Origin of the sequence: Streptomyces sp. H27-D2, from assembly GCF_035828615.1 — a bacterium.
In the GTDB taxonomy this organism is placed as follows: domain Bacteria; phylum Actinomycetota; class Actinomycetes; order Streptomycetales; family Streptomycetaceae; genus Streptomyces.
Window position 1 is genome coordinate 1 of sequence record NZ_JAYMZR010000119.1, and the last position, 17,710, is coordinate 17,710.

The window sequence follows — 17,710 nt, forward strand, 5'->3', positions numbered from 1 at the left end:
GGGAGAAGTCCAGCGATATGGCCGTGCCCACCCTGCAGGCCCCCGACGGCCGCCGCGCGCTGCCCGCCTTCACCTCCACCGCCTCGCTCGCCCGCTGGCGCGCGGACGCCAGGCCGGTGGCCGTGCCGCTGCACCAGGTGCTGCGGGCAGCCGCGCACGAGCAGGCCGACACGGTCGTCCTCGACCTCGCGGGCCCGGTGACGTACCAGCTGGCGGGCCCCGCGCTGCACGCCCTCGCGGCGGGCCGGCGCACCGTCGACCCGCTCGCCGATCCGGCCGTCGCCGAGGCCGTACGGGCCGTACTGGCGGGGGAGCCCGGCGTGCTGCGGGCCCACCTCGCGCCCGGCGACGGCACCGACGGCACCCTCGCGCTGGCCCTCGCGCCTCAGACGCCGGACGCCCCGGCCCGTGAGGTGCTGGAGCGGATCGCCGCCGCGCTGGCGGCCGACGAAGTGCTGCGGCGGTCACTGGTGCGCGGCCTCGACCTGGCGCTGCTGCCGCCGGGGGCCACGGTTTCCGGAGAGCCGGTCTTCTCCCGCTGAGCCCCCTGAGCCCCCCCGAGCCCCCCTGAGCCCGCTGAGTCACCTGCCGAGCCCCGGCCGGGCTCCTGGCGGACACCGGCCCCAGGGGGCTGAACCCCGGGGACTGATCGCGGCGGGTCGCTCACAGGCGCCAGCCAGACGCTCGACGGGCGAGGTCGCCGCAACGGGTCGAGAATGCCTGTAAAGATCAACTTCCTTGCGAGGAGGACCCATGGACACGCGCCTGGACACATTCATGGACACGCGCACTGTCATATCCGAGTTCCTCGGAACCCTGCTGCTGGTGTTCTTCGCTGTCGGCTCCGCGGTACTCGCCGGTGAGTACATCGGCACCTTCGGCATCGCCCTGGCCTTCGGCTTCACCCTGCTGGCGCTGGCCTACGCGCTGGGGCCGATCTCGGGCTGCCACGTCAATCCGGCGGTCACGCTGGGCATGCTGCTCGCCCGGCGGATCTCGCCGCGCACCGCCGTCGAGTACTGGATCGCTCAGCTGCTCGGCGGCATCGCCGGCGCCGCGCTGCTGTTCCTGCTGGCCAAGCAGGTGCCGGGGCTGAAGACCAGCGAGGCCTTCGGCAGCAACGGGTTCGCCGACCGTTCGGCGGTCCACATCAACACCGGCGGCGCGTTCCTCGCCGAGGTCGTGCTGACGTTCCTGCTGGTCTACGTGGTGCTCGCGGTGACCCACAAGGTCGCGGTGCTCGGCTTCGACGGGCTGCCGATCGGCTTGGCCCTCGCCGTGGTGCACCTGATCGGCATCCCGCTCACCGGCACCTCGGTGAACCCGGCGCGGAGCCTGGGCCCCGCCCTGTTCGCGGGCGGAGCCGCGCTCTCGCAGCTGTGGCTGTTCCTGCTGGCGCCGCTGATCGGCGGAGCGCTGGCCGCGGTGGTGCACCAGTTCACCCACCCGCTCGTGACGCCCAGGGTCCCCGAGGCGGACACCAGGTCCGCCCGCTGACCGGTACGTCAGCCGTAGACGGGCCCGGTGTACTTCTCGCCGGGCCCCTGGCCGGGCTCGTCCGGCACCACGGATGCCTCGCGGAAGGCGAGCTGCAACGACTTCAGGCCGTCGCGCAGCGGACCCGCGTGGTACGAGCCGACCTCGGTGGCGCTCGCCGTCACCAGTCCGGCCAGCGCGATGATCAACTTGCGCGCCTCGTCGAGGTCCTTGTGCTGCGAGCCCTCCTCGGCCAGGCCGAGGTTGACCGCCGCGGAGCTCATCAGGTGCACCGCGACCGTGGTGATCACCTCGACCGCCGGCACGTCCGCGATGTCGCGGGTCATCGCGTCGGAGCCGGCCGCCGGCTCGTCCGCCGGGGGCTGCTGCTGGGGCGTATCGTCACTCATGGTTCCGGCTTCACTTCCTGGTGGGGCCCGGGGGCGGCCCGCAGGCGGCCCCCGGATGGCACGACCGGCACAGCCTATGGCCCGCGTCCGGGCGAGTGGGGACCACCCCGCAGCGCTGGTATGCTGTGTGCACGACCGGCCGGACACTTATGTGACCGGCCCACAAGTGGAGGCTCCGATCTCCCACCTGACTGACCTCCGGGTCGGCGGGTCACCGGTCAGGCTGTACCCGTCGTTCCGTACGGACGACGAGGAACCGCCCGATGCGCCCCGCGGAGAATCGCGGCGGTGCTCCGGTACGTGAGGAGCATCTGCCTGTGTCCCGTCCGGGGCGTTTTCCATGCCCTGAGCGCGGTGGTCACCCGACATAGACGTTACGCGGCAGTCCGCCAGACCGTCGCGTGGTGCAACTGAGGAGGCCCCATCAGCGCCGAGCCCCGCATCAACGACCGGATTCGCGTCCCCGAGGTGCGACTCGTCGGCCCCAGTGGCGAGCAGGTCGGCATTGTGCCGCTTGCGAAGGCCCTTGAGCTGGCGCAGGAGTACGACCTCGACCTGGTCGAGGTAGCGGCGACAGCCCGTCCGCCCGTGTGCAAGCTCATGGACTACGGGAAGTTCAAGTACGAGTCGGCCATGAAGGCCCGTGAGGCGCGCAAGAACCAGGCGCACACGGTCATCAAGGAGATGAAGCTCCGCCCGAAGATCGACCCGCACGACTACGACACCAAAAAGGGTCACGTCGTCCGGTTCCTCAAGCAGGGCGACAAGGTCAAGATCACGATCATGTTCCGTGGTCGCGAGCAGTCCCGCCCCGAGCTGGGCTTCCGACTGCTGCAGCGACTGGCCTCGGATGTGGAGGACCTCGGCTTCATCGAGTCGAATCCGAAGCAGGACGGCCGAAACATGATCATGGTTCTCGGCCCGCACAAGAAGAAGACCGAAGCGATGGCCGAAGCCCGCGAGCTGAAGGCGATCCGCAAGGCCGAGGGGCTGGCTCACCCGGGCGAGTCCCAGGACGAGTCGGCGAACGAAGCCGCTGCCGAGTCCGAAGCCGAAGAGGCGCCCGCGGAGCAGTCCGCTGAGGAGCCCGCAGGGGCCTGACCGGTACCGAACACACGCCTGTCGCTTCCCCGCGCCGCAGCACGGGCCGGGGAAGTGCCACCGACGAGGAGAGAACGGCGACATGCCGAAGAACAAGACGCACAGTGGCGCGAGCAAGCGCTTCAAGATCACCGGCTCGGGCAAGATCATGCGTGAGCGTGCCGGTCGCCGCCACTACCTCGAGCACAAGCCGTCCTCGCTGACGCGTCGCCTCGCCGGCACGGTCGAGGTCGCCCCGGCAGACCGCAAGAGGGTCCGGAAGCTTCTCGGCAAGTGATCCCGTATCCCGGAGTGTCTCCGGGGTGTGCGCTCCAATCCGGGACCGATTCGTTTTCGGGCCGCGTGAGTCCTACCGCGGCCCCGCTACAAGGAGTTTAAAGTGGCACGCGTCAAGAGGGCAGTGAATGCCCACAAGAAGCGCCGGGCGATTCTCGAGCAGGCCAAGGGTTACCGCGGCCAGCGCTCACGTCTGTACCGCAAGGCCAAGGAGCAGGTCACCCACTCCCTGGTCTACAACTACAACGACCGTAAGAAGCGCAAGGGCGACTTCCGTCGGCTGTGGATCCAGCGCATCAACGCCGCTGCCCGCGCCAACGGCATGACGTACAACCGCTTCATCGAGGGTCTGAAGGCCGCCAGCGTCGAGGTGGACCGCAAGATCCTCGCCGACCTCGCGGTCAACGACGCCAACGCGTTCGCCGCGCTGGTCGAGGTTTCGCAGAAGGCGCTGCCGAGCGACGTCAACGCCCCGAAGGCCGCCTGACCCGCAGCCTGAGGATTCAGCCGGACCCGCAGGCCGCGAGCCTGGGGGTCCGCTGCTGTGTCCGGGGCCCGTACGAACCGGAAGAAGCGTGAAGCCGCCCATGGCACCTGCCGAGCTGATCTCCCCGCGCTCCCCGCGCGTCGCCGCCGCTCGCCGGCTGGCCCGCCGCACCTTCCGGGGCAAGGAGCGCCGGTTCATCGCCGAGGGCCCGCAGGCGGTACGCGAGGCCGCCGCGCACCGCGGCGACGACGGGGCAACGCTGCTCGAACTCTTCACCACCGTCGAAGCCGCCGAGCGCTACCCCGACATCGTCGAGGCGGCCCGCGCGGCGGGCGCGCTGGTGCACCTCGCGGCCGACGAGGTGCTCACCGAGGTCTCGCACACCGTCACCCCGCAGGGCCTCGTCGGCGTCTGCCGCTTCCTCGACACGCCGTTCGAGCAGATCCTCGCGGCCGGGCCCCGGCTCGTCGCCGTCCTCTCGAACGTCCGTGACCCCGGCAACGCGGGCACCGTGCTGCGCTGCGCCGACGCGGCGGGCGCCGACGCGGTGGTGCTGACCGACGCCTCCGTCGACCTCTACAACCCCAAGTCCGTACGGGCCTCCGTCGGCAGCCTCTTCCACCTCCCGGTCGCCGTCGGCGTACCGGTCGAGCAGGTCGTGGCGGGACTGTCGGGCGTCGGCGTGCGGATGCTCGCCGCGGACGGCGCGGGGGAGCGGGACGTCGACACGGAGCTGGACGAGGGGCTGCTCGGCGGCCCCACCGGCTGGATCTTCGGCAACGAGGCGTGGGGGCTGCCGGCACAGACCCGCGCGCTGGCCGACGCGGTGGTCCGGGTCCCGATCCACGGCCGGGCGGAGAGCCTCAACCTCGCGACGGCCGCCGCGGTGTGCCTCTACGCGTCCGCTCGTGCGCAGCGTGTCTCCGGAGGGTGCCGTTCCGTCACACCCAGCTAGTAAGGTTACCTTCCCGGGAGCCGGGAGCCGGGAGGGGGTGGCTGGGGATGAACGTCAGGATTTCCGGCGCGACCACGACCGGCGCGACCACGACCGGCGTGACATCGACCGAGAGTGGTCCGTCCGACGCCCTCGCGCCGAGCCGCCCGCCGGCCGGCGGCTCCCTGGATCTCACCGGCCTGGGGCTCGACCCGGACGACCTGCCCGACGGGCTGGTCATCGCCGACGAGTTCGGCCGCGTCGTCTGCTTCAACGCCGCCGCCGCCCGGATCACCTCGGTGCGCCCCGCCGACGCGCTCGGCCGGCCCGTGGAGGCCGCGCTGCCGCTCGAAGACCTCGCGGGCCGCCGCTGGTGGCAGCTCACCGACCCGTACGGCGGTCTCGCCATCCGCAGCGGCCAGCCCGAGCGGAACCTGCTGCTCGGCGGCCACGAGGTGCTGGTCTCCGCGCGCTACGTACGGCTGCGGCCCACCGGCCCGCTGCACCGGCTGGTCATCGCGGTCCGCGGCACCGAAGCGCGCCGCCGCCATGAGCTGAGCCACGCCGAACTGATCGCCACCGTCGCCCACGAACTGCGCTCGCCGCTCACCTCGGTCAAGGGCTTCACCGCGACGCTGCTCGCCAAGTGGGAGCGGTTCACCGACGACCAGAAGAAGCTGATGCTGGAGACCGTCGACGCCGACGCCGACCGCGTCACCCGGCTCATCGCCGAACTGCTCGACATCTCCCGGATCGACTCGGGACGCCTCGAAGTGCGCCGGCAGCCGGTGGACGTGGCCGCGGCCGTCCGGCGGCACGTCCAGTCGCAGACCACCGCCGGCCAGCAGCCGGACCGCTTCATGATCAGGATCGCGGAACCGCTGCCCGCGCTGTGGGCCGACCCGGACAAGGTCGACCAGGTGCTCGGCAATCTGCTGGAAAACGCGGTGCGCCACGGTGAGGGAACCGTCACCATCGACGTGACGTCCGCACCGGAGGGAACAGCCGTCACCGTGACCGACGAGGGCCAGGGCATTCCCGAGGAGTCGATGAGCCGCGTCTTCACCCGCTTCTGGCGGGGGAGCAAGCGCGGCGGCACCGGCCTGGGCCTGTACATCGTCAAGGGCATCGTGGAGGCGCACGGCGGCACCATCGTCGTCGGCAGGGCCCCCGGCGGCGGCGCCCAGTTCCGATTTACGTTGCCCGTCGGCGCCCCGGCCTACCTGGCCTGAGCGGCCCCGGCGGGCTTCGCCGGGACCGTTGCCCAGCACCCTGCGCGGCGGGCCGAACTTCGTACTCGCATTAGACTCGGCCGTTGTGACCTGTGGAACCTACGTCGTGGGGCGTCCGCGCAGCCAGCCAATCGGAAGTACGGGAAGAGATGTCGGCACCCAATAAGTCCTACGACCCTGTCGAGGTCGAGGCACTGAAACCGGAAGAGATCGCCAGGATGCGGGACGAGGCGCTCGCCGCCATCGCCGCGGCCGGCGACCTCGACGCGCTGCATGAGGTGAAGGTCGCCCACACCGGCGACCGCTCCCCGCTCGCCCTGGCCAACCGTGAGATCGGCGCGCTGCCGCCGAAGGCCAAGGCGGACGCGGGCAAACGCGTCGGCCAGGCCCGCGGCGCGGTGAACCAGGCGCTCAAGGCCCGCCAGACGGAACTGGAGGCGGACCGCGACGCCCGGGTGCTGGTCGAGGAGGCAGTGGACGTCACGCTGCCGCACGACCGCGTCCCGGCCGGCGCGCGGCACCCGCTGACCACCCTCTCGGAGCGCATCGAGGACGTCTTCGTCGCCATGGGCTACGAGGTCGCCGAAGGCCCCGAGGTCGAGGCCGAGTGGTTCAACTTCGACGCCCTGAACTTCACCCCCGACCACCCGGCGCGGGCGATGCAGGACACCTTCTTCATCGAGCCCGCGACCGAGGACCCCGCCGCCGGGAGCTCGACGGCCAAGGGCTCCGCGGCCGAGGACCAGTCCGGCGTCGTGCTGCGCACCCACACCTCCCCGGTGCAGGTCCGCGCGCTGCTCGACCGTGAGCCGCCGGTCTATGTGATCTGCCCCGGCCGGGTCTACCGGACCGACGAGCTGGACGCCACGCACACCCCGGTCTTCACCCAGGTCGAGCTGCTCGCCATCGACGAGGGCCTGACCATGGCGGACCTCAAGGGCACGCTGGACCACATGGTCCAGGCGCTGTTCGGCGAGGGGATGAGCACCCGGCTGCGGCCCGCGTACTTCCCCTTCACCGAGCCGTCCGCCGAGATGGACATGGAGTGCTACGTCTGCCGCGGCGAGTCGGTCGGCAACCCCGACCGCCCCTGCCGCACCTGCTCGTCCGAAGGCTGGATCGAGCTCGGCGGCTGCGGCATGGTCAACCCGCGGGTACTCACCGCCTGCGGCGTCGACCCCAAGAAGTACAGCGGATTCGCCTTCGGGTTCGGCATCGAACGGATGCTGATGTTCCGCCACAACGTCGAGGACATGCGAGACATGGTCGAGGGTGACGTGCGCTTCACCCGGCCGTTCGGGATGGAGATCTGATGCGGGTCCCGCTTTCCTGGCTGCGGGAGTACGTCGACCTGCCCGCCGGGCAGACCGGTCGCGACGTACAGGCCAGACTCATCGCCGCCGGGCTCGAGGTCGAGACCGTCGAGCCGCTCGGCGCGGGCCTCAAGGGCCCGCTGGTGGTCGGCCGGGTGCTGGCCATCGAGGAACTGACCGAATTCAAGAAGCCGATCCGCTACTGCCAGGTGGACGTCGGCACCGCCAACGGAACCGGCCTGCCGCAGAACATCGTCTGCGGCGCCCGGAACTTCCGGGTCGGCGACAAGGTCGTCGTCGTGCTGCCCGGCGCCGTCCTCCCCGGCGACTTCGCGATCGCCGCCCGCGAGACCTACGGCCACACCTCCGAGGGCATGATCTGCTCGACGGGGGAGCTGGGCATGGGCGACGGAGGCGATGGCATCATCGTGCTCCCGCCGGAGTACGAGGCCGGCACCGACGCCGTCCAGCTGCTCGAACTGGTCGACGAGGTCCTCGACATCGCGGTCACCCCGGACCGGGGCTACTGCCTGTCGATGCGCGGCGTCGCCCGCGAGACCGCCACCGCCTACGGCCTGCCGCTGAGCGACCCGGCGCTGCTGGACGTGCCCGCCCCGAACTCGTACGGCTACCCGGTACGCGTCGCCGACCCGAACGGCTGCGACCGCTTCACCGCGCGCACGGTCGTCGGGCTCGACCCCGAGGCGCGCTCCCCGATCTGGATCCAGCGCCGGCTGCAGAAGGCCGGAATGCGCCCGATCTCGCTCGCCGTCGACGTCACCAACTACGTGATGCTCGAACTCGGCCAGCCGCTGCACGCCTACGACCGCTCCCGGCTGGACGGGCCGATCGGCGTGCGCCGCGCACAGCAGGGCGAGAAGCTCACCACCCTCGACGGGGTCCAGCGGGTGCTGGACGCCGAAGACCTGGTGATCACCGACAACTCCGGGCCGATCGGGCTGGCCGGCGTCATGGGCGGCGCGAACACCGAGGTCGCCGACGTCGTCGAGGACCCGCGGACCGGCCGGGCGCGAGGCACCACCGACATCGTCGTGGAGGCCGCGCACTTCAACGCGATCTCCGTCGCGCGCACCGCACGCCGGCACAAGCTGGCCTCCGAAGCGTCCAAGCGCTTCGAGCGCGGCATCGACCCGGAAGCGGCCTCGGCCGCGGCGCAGCGCGCCGTGGACCTGCTGGTGCTGCTCGCGGGCGGCACCGCGGAGGCGGGCGTCACCGAGATCATCGCGCCCAGCGCGCCGCGCTCGATCAGCATCCCCGCGGACCACCCGGACCGCGTCGCGGGTGTCGAGTACGGCCGCGAGACCGTCGTACGCCGCCTCCAGCAGGTCGGCTGCGACGTCTACGGCGGCGACGACCTGATCGTCACCGTGCCCAGCTGGCGGCCCGACCTCACCGACCCCAACGACCTCGCCGAAGAGGTCATCCGGCTGGAGGGCTACGAGCAGCTGCCGTCCACGCTGCCCAGGCCGCCGGCCGGCCGGGGGCTCACCGAGCGCCAGCGGCTGCACCGCAGGGTCGGCCGCGCGCTGGCCGGCGCCGGCTACGTCGAGGCGCTGAACTACCCGTTCGTCGCCCAGTCGGTCTTCGACCAGTTCGGCCTGGACGCCGACGACCCGCGCCGCCGGGCCGTCCGCCTGGTCAACCCGCTCTCGGACGCCGAGCCGCTGCTGCGCACCACGCTGCTGCCGGGCCTGCTCACGGCGCTGCGCCGCAACATCGGACGCGGTGAGAGCGACCTCGCGCTCTTCGAGACCGGCCTGGTCTTCCGGCCGACCGGCCAGGAGACGGTCGCGGCGCGGCTGCCCGCCGACCGTCGTCCCACCGACGAGGAGATCGCCGGGCTGAACGCGTCGCTGCCGCGCCAGCCGCGGCGCGTCGCCGTCGTGCTGTCCGGCGCCCGCGAGCCGGCCGGCTGGTGGGGCCGGGGCCGCGAGGCGACCTGGGCCGACGCCGTCGAAGCGGCCCGCGCGGTCGCCCGGGAGGCGGGCGTCGAACTGACCGTCCGCCAGGACCGGCACGCGCCGTTCCACCCGGGCCGCTGCGCCGCGCTGCTCGCCGTCGTGGACGGCGAGGAGATCCTCGTCGGCAACGCCGGCGAGCTGCACCCCAGGGCCATCAAGGCGCTGGGCCTGCCGGAGCGCACCTGCGCGATGGAGATCGAGCTCGACCGCCTGGAGCACGCCGGAGCCGGCGCGTTGCAGGCTCCGCGGGTGTCCGCCTTCCCGGTGGCCACCCAGGACGTCGCCCTGGTCGTCGACACGGACGTCGCCGCGGCCGACGTGGAGAACGCGCTGCGCGACGGCGCGGGCGAACTCCTCGAATCGCTGCGGCTGTTCGACGTCTACAGCGGAGAGCAGCTCGGCGAGGGCAAGAAGTCGCTCGCCTACGCGCTGCGCTTCCGCGCCGCCGACCGCACGCTGACCGCCGAGGCCGCGTCGGCCGTGCGGGACGCGGCGGTGGCCGCGGCCGTGGAGCGTACGGGCGCGGTGCTGCGCGGAACCTGACGGTTCACGGGCCCCGCGCCCGCCGCCGAGACCGCCCGATGGGGGCACACCCGCGCATGCGCGGGTGTGCCCCCATCGCGTTGCCCCCGAGGCGGTCCGGGGGCGTACCGCCTCGGGGGGCGTACGGGGCGTGGTCCCGCGCGCGAGGGGCGGACAGGGCGCGGACCCGCCCGGTGCGCCCTGCGGACGGCTCAGGGCCGATCCGATGGCCGTCACCTGATCGGGTGAACATCGCGCAACGCCAGGTCACTTGGGCGCGAGCGGTCGCGAGAATCGTTCCGTCGTCGCGGCTCGCCTCCCGAATCGGGGCAAGAACGGCCCGGCTGCCACCAAGGCTGTAGGGGGCCGTCTGCATGGTGCGGGGGAAAGTACGGGACCCGGCGCACGGGGCGCACCGGTGACCCGGCGCGCTCTGCCGGTTCTGCTGCCCGGACTCTGGGCACTCGGGGTGCTCGGCTGGGAGCTGCTCTGCTCCGCCGACGGCCCGCGGCTGGGCCAACTCCTCGCCGCCACACCCGCCATCGCCTGCGCCGGCGCCGCCCGACGCCAGTGGGTGCTGGTCGGCGGTGCCTTCGCGTTCCTCGCGCTCGGCCTGCTGGAGGCATTCGGCCGCGAGGCGTCCCTCGCCACCCGGGGCGGCGGCTGCGGCTCGATCCTCGCCGTGGTCGTCGCCTGCTGGATGGTCACGGGCCGCAAAGCGCGACTGGTGCGCGAGTTGGAGCGGATCAGGAGGATCGCGCTCACCGCCCAGCAGGTGGTGCTGCGCCCGCTGCCGCCGCGGGTCGACGGTTTCCTGGTGGCGGCCGGTCATCTTTCCGCGACCCGCGGCGCGGCGGTCGGCGGCGACCTGTACGAGGTGCTGGCCACCCGGCACGGGCTGCGCGTCATCATGGGCGATGTGCGCGGGCACGGCCTCGAAGCGATCCGAACCGTCGCCGCGGTGCTCGGCAGCTTCCGCGAGGCGGCCTACGACGAGCCCGAACTAGCCCCATCCTCCGCACGTCACTCGGGAGAGTGAAGATCGAATGCCTGGATTCGTAGGGTTCGAAGTAGAATCGGACCTCGGCCCAGCGTCCGCATCGTGAGATTCCGGTGCCTCCGCGAACCGGTTATCGATCTTCACGCCCATGTGCGAAGCCCCCGACTAGCCGGTGTGCTAAGCCGGTTGGAGCGCGCCCTGGAGCGGCGGCGGCGCGAGATGGCGTGCGCGGAGCACCCGGCTTCCGGCGGCGGCTCGCAGTTCCGGCCGGCCGAGGAGTTCGTGACCGTACTCCTGCTGGAGGTCGGCCCACGCGGCGAGCTGACGGAGCTCAACTGCGGCCACCCGTGGCCGTTCCGGCTGTGCTTGAGCGGGGCGCGGGGAGCGGGCGGCCGGGGTGCGGGCGAGGCGCGGGCAGTGCGGATGGACAGGGCCGAGCCGCTGCCGCCGCTCGGCCTGTTCCCGCTGCCGGCCGAACTCGCGCTCGTGCGCTGCCCGCCGGTGCTGACCGGTGATGTGCTCGTGCTGCACACCGACGGGGCCGAGGACGCGCGGGACGCGGCGGGGGAGTTCTTCCCGCTGTCACTCGCGCTCGCCCGCGCGGCGTCGGCGTCCCGTCACTCCCAGCGCTCTCAAGACTCCCGGCACTCTCAACACCCCCTGCCCGCACCGCTCTCCGACGGTTCCCCGTCCGCTCCGCCCCTCGCGGTCAGCCAGGTATCACAGGTTCCCCAGGTATCCCAGGTGTCCCCGGCCTCCGTGGTCGAGAGCGTGCGCGCCGAACTGCTGCCGCACGCGGGCGGGCGGCCGGCTCGCCGACGACATGGCTCTCCTGGTGCTGCGCAACGACCGGCAGTGCTCGCCCGCGCAGGCGGTCGGGGCCCTTGACGGGCGCTGCCAGGAGGGCCTGGACGGCACTTCAGGTGTGCTCGATTCACACCCCGTGTGAGCGACGCTCCGTTACGCTGAGGCCACTGAGAGCATCGGGAGGGCACTATGGAGCCCAACACCCTGCTCGACGCCGTCCTTGATGAGGCGGGCATCTCCCATGCGGGACTGGCCGCTCATATCAACCAGGCCGGCCGAGCCCGAGGAATGGCGCTGCGCTACGAACACACTGCGGTGGCCCGTTGGTTGAAGGGCCAGCGGCCCCGCGGTCAAGTTCCGGATCTGATCTGCGAGGTCCTCTCGGAGCGGCTGCACCGCACCGTGGGCCTCGACAGTGTCGGGCTCGGAACGCCGGGCGTGCCCGGCGGCACGCATCACGGCACCCAGCTGTCCGGCTTCGTCGAGCGGGTGACCGCGCTCTGGCGGTCCGACGAACAGCAGCGTCCGCATGTCCTGGGCGCTCCGGCGGTCACCGGCACCCCCGCCGTGATCCCGGTGTGGGAGTGGGAGAACCCGCCCGAGGACTCGGACGTCTCCCGGAGCGGCCTGACGCGGGTCAGCATGGCCGACATCGAGATGCTGCGGTCGGCCCGCGCCCACTACGAGCAGATGTACCGCAAGGCCGGCGGCATCGCGACCAGGGCGCGCATCGTCGGCTTCCTCAACTCCGAGACGGCGCCGCTGCTGCGGGGCAGCTACACCGACGCCACCGGTCGCCAACTGCACCGTGCGACCGGCGGTCTGGTGGCCGTCGCGGGAATCTGCGCGTACGACTCCAACGCGCACGGGCTGGCCCAGCGCTATTTCCATCAGGCGCTGCGGCTGGCCAAGGCCAGCGGGGACCGGGGTCTGGGCGCGTATGTCATCGCCCTGCTCGTCAACCAGTCCCTCTTCATGTCCGAGTACCGGCAGGCGGTGGCCTTCGCCGAGTCCGCCCTGCGGGCTTCGGGCCCGCGCATCACACCGGCTCTCGCGGCGGATCTGTACGCGATGCAGGCCAAAGCCTACGCACGCCTGGGTGACGGGAAGGGTGCGCTGACGTGCATCCGCCGGGCGGAGTCGGCGGCCGAGCAGATCCACCGCGGCCAGGAGCCCGCCGAGACCGGCTACGTCCAACCCGGTCTGGTCAACGTACAGGTGGCCGAGGCACTGCTCGGCCTGGGCGATCTGAGTGCCGCGCGGGAGCATGCGGCCGCCGCGGTGGACACCCCCGCGCACGACCGGGGCCGGGTCCACCGGCTGGCGATCCTCGCCCACATCGAGCTGCGTCAGGGCGACGCGGAGAGGGCGGTGGTCAACGCGGTGGAGATGGCCGAGCAGGCGCGCGGCATGGAATCGCAGCGCTTACGGGACCGGCTGCGCGCGGTGCGTGAGCACCTCGTCGCGAGCGGGTGCGGTGCGACGGCCCAGGCAGCCGAACTCATCGAGGAGGCTCTGCGCGTTCCGATGTGACGGCTGTCCCGCCGTGTTGTTGCCATCTACTCGGCGGAAGGTGGCAGACACGTGCGTTGGAACAATCTCAGGGAGCAGACCGTGTACGAGAACCGATGGTTCCGGGTGAATCTCGCCGACGTCGAGCTCCCGGACGGCCGTCACCTCGACCACTACCTGATCCGGCTGCGGCCGGTGGCGGTGGCCACCGTCGTCAACGAGGCCAACGAAGTGCTGATGCTGTGGCGTCATCGCTTCATCACCGACAACTGGGGGTGGGAGCTGGCGGCGGGCGTTGTCGAGGACGGTGAGGACATCGCGGTCGCGGCGGCCCGGGAGATGGAGGAGGAGACCGGCTGGCGCCCCGGCCCGCTGCAACACCTGCTGACAGTGGAGCCGTCGAACGGGCTCACCGACGCCCGGCATCACATGTACTGGGCCGAGGAGGCCGAGTACACCGGGCACCCGGAAGACGACTTCGAGTCGGACCGGCGCGAGTGGGTCCCGCTGAAGCTGGTCCCCGACATGGTCACCCGCGGTGAGGTCCCGGCGGCCAACATGGCAGCCGCGCTGCTGCTGCTCCACCACATCCGGCTCGGCTAGCCGCCGGGACACCCTCAGTGACCGAGCGCCTGCCAGGCGGCGACGCCGAGAGCGCACAGGCTCGTGAGCGCGGCTACGGACGGAAGCGGCCATCGACTGTGCTGCATGGTGCTGACGCGCGACATCAGATCGGCTACATCGCGATCGTGCTGGTCACTGCGCTGAGCGAGCAAGGCGAGTTGGCCGTCGACGCGGGCCTGGCCCACATCGAGGGTGCGGCGGAGCTCGGCTTGCCCCGCGGTCACGGCTCGCTCGGGTTCGGTGGTCACAGTCCGCTCCTTATCAGGAGTCGAGGTCGCGCGGCCTCGCCGGTGCGCGCCGGCCGCCTGTTCTCGGTACGCACCGAGTCAACAGGCTGTGACCACAGGGCGGGAGCGTGTGCGGGAGGTATATGCGGGTAGCCATCGCGCACCCCGTGTGAACACCGCACCATGGGGCTCAGCAGTCACTCGGGCCCCAGCGCACGCAGCCGCGCCCGTCCTGTTTCCCTGATCGCTGGAGAAACAGGACGGGCGCGGCTCAGCGCGGGACGCCCCCGCCGGTCGTACGGGGGTGGAACCCGCTACTCGTACGGGTAGAAGCCGGACCCGGTCTTGCGGCCCAGGCGGCCCGCGTCGACCATCCGCTGGAGCAGCGGCGGCGCGGCGTACAGGGCTTCCTTGTACTCGTGGTACATCGAGTCGGCGACCGAGGCGACCGTGTCCAGGCCGATCAGGTCGGCCAGCTTCAGCGGGCCCATCGGGTGGGCGCAGCCGAGCTCCATGCCGTCGTCGATGTCCTCGCGGCTCGCGATGCCGGACTCGAACATCCGGATCGCCGAGAGCAGGTACGGGATGAGCAGCGCGTTGACGACGAAGCCGGAGCGGTCCTGGGCGCGGATCGCGTGCTTGCCGAGCATCTTGGCGACCATCGCCTCGGCCCGCCGGATGGTCTCCTCGCCGGTGGTCAGCGCGGGGATCAGCTCCACCAGCTTCTGCACCGGCGCCGGGTTGAAGAAGTGGATGCCGATGACCATGTCGGGACGGGAGGTCGCGACGGCCAGCTTCACCAGCGGGATGGAGGAGGTGTTCGAGGCCAGGATGGCGTCCGGGCGGGTCACCACCTGGTCGAGGATCTGGAAGATCTCGGTCTTGATCGCCTCGTTCTCGACGACGGCCTCGATGACCAGGTCCCGGTCGGCGAACTCGCCCAGGTCGGTGGTGAAGCTGAGCCGGCCGAGCGTCGCGTCGCGCTCCTCGGGGGTGATCTTGCCGCGGTCGGCGGCCTTGCCGAGGGAGTTGGTGAGCCGGGTGCGGCCGAGTTCCAGGGCCTCGCCGGTGGTCTCCGCGACCATGACGTCCAGACCGGAACGAGCACACACCTCCGCGATGCCCGCACCCATCTGGCCGCAGCCCACCACTCCGACGCGTTCGATGTCGGTCACATCGTGCCTTTCGCTGTTCTTCTTCGGGCTTGGGGCCTCCCGCCGAAGGCGGGTGGAGGGCAGCCGTGAGCGGCCCTGCCCCGGACCTGACGTTACTCCGCGCCCTCGGGTGCGAAACCGGCCGGGGCGGGCATGCTGTGCCCGTAGGGCCGCAGCGGGCGGGAGAAGTTCTCACAGTGCGGGGTGACAAGTGGGGTATATCACTCGAAGAGGATTCACCATCGCGGCGGCGGGCGCGCTGTCGGCGCTGCCGGCGGCGGGCTCCTCGGCTTCCGCCGCCTCCGCCTCAGCGGCCCGTGGGCGGACCCGGCAGTTCCGGGGCATGTGGCTGGCCACCGTCGCCAACCGCGACTGGCCCTCCGCGCCGGGGCTGCCGGCCGCCGACCAGCGGGCCGAACTGCTCGCCTTCCTCGACGCGGCCCTCGCGCGGCGGCTGAACGCGGTCGTCTTCCAGGTCCGGCCGACGGCGGACGCGCTGTGGCCCTCGCCGTACGAGCCGTGGAGCGAGTACCTCACCGGTACCCAGGGGATGGACCCGGGCTGGGACCCGCTCGGTTTCGCGGTGCGCGAGGCGCACCGGCGCGGCCTGGAGCTGCACGCCTGGTTCAACCCGTACCGGATCGCCAACCACACCGATCCGTCGAGGCTTATCTCCACCCACCCGGCCCGGCTGCACCCCGAGTGGGTGGTGCCGTACGGCGGGAAGCTCTACTACAACCCCGGTCTGCCCGAGGTCCGGCGCTTCGTCCAGGACGCGATGCTGGACGCGGTCGCCCGGTACGACATCGACGCGGTGCACTGGGACGACTACTTCTACCCCTATCCGGTCGCCGGACAGGTCTTCGACGACGACGAGGCGTACGCGCGCCACGGCGCGGGCTTCCCGGACCGGGCGGCCTGGCGGCGGGAGAACATCGATCTGCTGGTGCGCGAGACGGCCGACCGGATCCGGGAGCGGGGGGCAGCGGGGAGCGCGCGGGGGAGCGGGGCTGCGAAGCGGCCGGTGCGGTTCGGCGTCAGCCCCTTCGCCGTGTGGCGCAACCGGGCCACCGACCCGGCCGGCTCCGACACCCGGGCGGGTGTGCAGACGTACGACAACCTGCACGCCGACACCCGCAAGTGGGTCAAGGAGGGCTGGATCGACTACATCGTGCCGCAGGTGTACTGGAACATCGGCTTCGCGGCGGCCGACTACGCGAAGCTCGTGCCGTGGTGGTCGGAGGTCGTCAAGGGCACCGGCGTGCACCTTTACATCGGCGAGGCCCTCTACAAGGCTGGCGACCCGGCGCAGCCCGCCGCCTGGCAGGACCCCGCCGAGCTGTCCCGCCACCTCGCCTTCGACCGGCGGTATCCGCAGGTGCGCGGCAATGTCTACTTCTCCGCGAAGGAAGTGGTCGAGGACCGGATCGGGGCGATGGCCCGTGTGGTGGCGGACCACTACCCGCGTCCCGTCCGGCCGCCGGGCTGAGGCGCGGCCGGCCGGGCAGGCGTGTACGGGCGCGGGCCCGGCCGCGCCGTCGCATAGGTCCACCGCACACGGCCGGGCTCACGCCGCGCTCCGGCGGCGCTGCTCGGGTCCGGGGACGACCCCCGGACCCGAGGAGGCCGCTCTACGGCGCCGAAGCGGGGCCCGAATGCTGGACGACCGCGTCCGGGCCAGGTGACATCAGGGCTTCGTGCCCGTCCTCGAACCGCACCCGGAACGGCGGCGTACCGTCCGTTCCCAGCACTTCGACGATCTCCGCGACCCGGTCGTGCTGGCCCACGATTCTGCCGTGCACCAGCAGCTGGTCGCCCACGCTCGCTTGCATCTGGAGTGACCTCCTCGTCGGAGGGACGGAGGGAAGTGCTTCCTATGTGCGCCAGTCTACGACCGGAGGCCCTCGATGGCCCCCGTTCGCGGGTGTCCGCTTGTTCCATCAGGTGCTCGCGCGCTGGGTGACCGCGATGCACACGAGGACCGCGAGCGCGGCGGCGGGCGCGGCCGGCGTGAGGTGCTCGCCGAGCAGACAGACGGACCAGACCAGAGTCAACAGCGGCTGGGCCAGCTGGAGTTGGCTGGCGCGTGAGACGCCGATCGCCGCCATGCCGCGGTACCACACCACCAGGCCGAAGAACTGGGAGCCCGCGGCGAGCCAGATCATCCCGGTGACGCTGTGCGGGGTGAGCCGCACCGGCTCGGCGAGCAGCGCGAGCGCCGCGCCCGGCAGCGTCAGCGGCAGAGCGGCCATCAGCGCCCAGCTGATGACATGCCATCCCGGCATCCGCCCGGCGAGCCTGCCGCCCTCGGTGTAGCCGGCGGCGCACACCAGCAGGGCGCAGAAGAGGTACAGGTCGCCGGTGGAGAGCGCGCCGCCGCTCTGCTGCACCGCGAAGGCGATGACGACGACGGCCCCGACGGACGCGGCGATCCAGAAGGCGCCCGAGGGCCGCGATCCGGTCCGCAGGGCCGAGAAGGCCGCGGTGGTCAGCGGCAGCAGGCCGACGACCACCGCGGCGTGCGAGGTCGTGGAGGTCTGTAGGGCAAGGGTGGTCAGCAGCGGGAAGCCCAGCACGACGCCACCGGCCACGACGAGCAGCCCGGCCCAGTGCGCGCGGTCCGGGACCGGTACCCGGCGGGCCGCCAGACAGC

18 protein-coding genes and 1 pseudogene are annotated in these 17,710 nt (G+C 72.0%); 14 read left to right on the top strand and 5 right to left on the bottom strand.

Annotated elements, in window-relative coordinates; translation table 11 throughout:
- Positions 1-542, top strand: a 542-nt coding sequence (locus tag QMK28_RS30085) for an SseB family protein (RefSeq protein ID WP_326442847.1), incomplete at its 5' end; no start/stop codon positions are given.
- A 235-nt stretch (positions 543-777) separates the two neighbouring features.
- Positions 778-1,497, top strand: coding sequence for an MIP family channel protein (locus tag QMK28_RS30090; RefSeq protein ID WP_326442865.1), 720 nt, complete (start codon positions 778-780; stop codon positions 1,495-1,497).
- A gap of 8 nt (positions 1,498-1,505) precedes the next feature.
- On the opposite strand, the gene QMK28_RS30095 is transcribed toward QMK28_RS30090, so the two are convergent.
- The gene (locus QMK28_RS30095) at positions 1,506-1,886 is read right to left on the bottom strand and encodes a DUF1844 domain-containing protein (protein ID WP_326442849.1); all 381 of its coding nucleotides are present in this window, start codon (positions 1,884-1,886) and stop codon (positions 1,506-1,508) included.
- Positions 1,887-2,309: 423 nt separating this feature from the next.
- On the opposite strand from QMK28_RS30095, the gene infC reads away from it, so the two are divergent.
- From infC to QMK28_RS30150, 11 genes and pseudogenes are all read left to right on the top strand, one after another.
- Positions 2,310-2,987 (top strand): translation initiation factor IF-3, encoded by a 678-nt coding sequence (gene infC, locus QMK28_RS30100; protein ID WP_326442866.1) that lies wholly within the window; start codon positions 2,310-2,312, stop codon positions 2,985-2,987.
- A gap of 82 nt (positions 2,988-3,069) precedes the next feature.
- The gene (gene rpmI, locus QMK28_RS30105; protein ID WP_326442850.1) at positions 3,070-3,264 is read left to right on the top strand and encodes a 50S ribosomal protein L35; all 195 of its coding nucleotides are present in this window, start codon (positions 3,070-3,072) and stop codon (positions 3,262-3,264) included.
- A 102-nt stretch (positions 3,265-3,366) separates the two neighbouring features.
- A complete protein-coding gene (gene rplT, locus QMK28_RS30110) occupies positions 3,367-3,750 on the top strand; it encodes a 50S ribosomal protein L20 (protein WP_326442852.1) in 384 nt (127 codons plus the stop codon).
- Positions 3,751-3,850: 100 nt separating this feature from the next.
- Positions 3,851-4,705 carry a TrmH family RNA methyltransferase gene (locus QMK28_RS30115; RefSeq protein WP_326442853.1) on the top strand — a complete coding sequence of 285 codons (855 nt, stop codon included), beginning with the start codon at positions 3,851-3,853 and terminating at the stop codon, positions 4,703-4,705.
- Positions 4,706-4,752: 47 nt separating this feature from the next.
- The gene (locus QMK28_RS30120) at positions 4,753-5,916 is read left to right on the top strand and encodes a sensor histidine kinase (protein WP_326442854.1); all 1,164 of its coding nucleotides are present in this window, start codon (positions 4,753-4,755) and stop codon (positions 5,914-5,916) included.
- Positions 5,917-6,065: 149 nt separating this feature from the next.
- Complete coding sequence (gene pheS / locus QMK28_RS30125; RefSeq protein ID WP_326442855.1) at positions 6,066-7,229, top strand: phenylalanine--tRNA ligase subunit alpha; 1,164 nt, start codon at positions 6,066-6,068, stop codon at positions 7,227-7,229.
- A complete protein-coding gene (pheT, locus tag QMK28_RS30130; protein WP_326442856.1) occupies positions 7,229-9,754 on the top strand; it encodes a phenylalanine--tRNA ligase subunit beta in 2,526 nt (841 codons plus the stop codon). The genes pheS and pheT overlap by 1 nt, the downstream gene beginning before the upstream one ends.
- A 421-nt stretch (positions 9,755-10,175) precedes the next feature.
- A pseudogene (locus QMK28_RS30135) lies at positions 10,176-10,739 on the top strand (serine/threonine-protein phosphatase); the annotation flags it as partial.
- A gap of 168 nt (positions 10,740-10,907) precedes the next feature.
- Positions 10,908-11,621 carry a SpoIIE family protein phosphatase gene (locus tag QMK28_RS30140; RefSeq protein WP_326442857.1) on the top strand — a complete coding sequence of 238 codons (714 nt, stop codon included), beginning with the start codon at positions 10,908-10,910 and terminating at the stop codon, positions 11,619-11,621.
- 108 nt (positions 11,622-11,729) lie between these two features.
- Positions 11,730-13,073, top strand: coding sequence for a transcriptional regulator (locus QMK28_RS30145; RefSeq protein ID WP_326442858.1), 1,344 nt, complete (start codon positions 11,730-11,732; stop codon positions 13,071-13,073).
- 51 nt (positions 13,074-13,124) lie between these two features.
- A complete protein-coding gene (locus QMK28_RS30150) occupies positions 13,125-13,655 on the top strand; it encodes an NUDIX hydrolase (protein ID WP_326442859.1) in 531 nt (176 codons plus the stop codon).
- Between the two features lie 14 nt (positions 13,656-13,669).
- Here the strand turns inward: QMK28_RS30150 and QMK28_RS30155 are convergent, their stop codons facing one another.
- Both QMK28_RS30155 and QMK28_RS30160 read right to left on the bottom strand, forming a co-directional pair.
- Complete coding sequence (locus QMK28_RS30155) at positions 13,670-13,924, bottom strand: hypothetical protein (protein WP_326442860.1); 255 nt, start codon at positions 13,922-13,924, stop codon at positions 13,670-13,672.
- Between the two features lie 293 nt (positions 13,925-14,217).
- Positions 14,218-15,078: a 3-hydroxybutyryl-CoA dehydrogenase gene (locus QMK28_RS30160; protein ID WP_326442861.1), complete on the bottom strand. Its 861-nt coding sequence runs from the start codon at positions 15,076-15,078 to the stop codon at positions 14,218-14,220.
- A gap of 190 nt (positions 15,079-15,268) precedes the next feature.
- Here QMK28_RS30160 and QMK28_RS30165 point away from each other — a divergent pair, with 190 nt between their 5' ends.
- Positions 15,269-16,546, top strand: coding sequence for a glycoside hydrolase family 10 protein (locus QMK28_RS30165; protein WP_326442862.1), 1,278 nt, complete (start codon positions 15,269-15,271; stop codon positions 16,544-16,546).
- A 142-nt stretch (positions 16,547-16,688) separates the two neighbouring features.
- Here QMK28_RS30165 and QMK28_RS30170 read toward each other — a convergent pair whose 3' ends face one another.
- Positions 16,689-16,889 carry a DUF1918 domain-containing protein gene (locus tag QMK28_RS30170; protein ID WP_326442863.1) on the bottom strand — a complete coding sequence of 67 codons (201 nt, stop codon included), beginning with the start codon at positions 16,887-16,889 and terminating at the stop codon, positions 16,689-16,691.
- 108 nt (positions 16,890-16,997) lie between these two features.
- Positions 16,998-17,710: DMT family transporter (locus tag QMK28_RS30175; RefSeq protein WP_326442864.1), on the bottom strand; the 713-nt coding region annotated here is incomplete at its 5' end.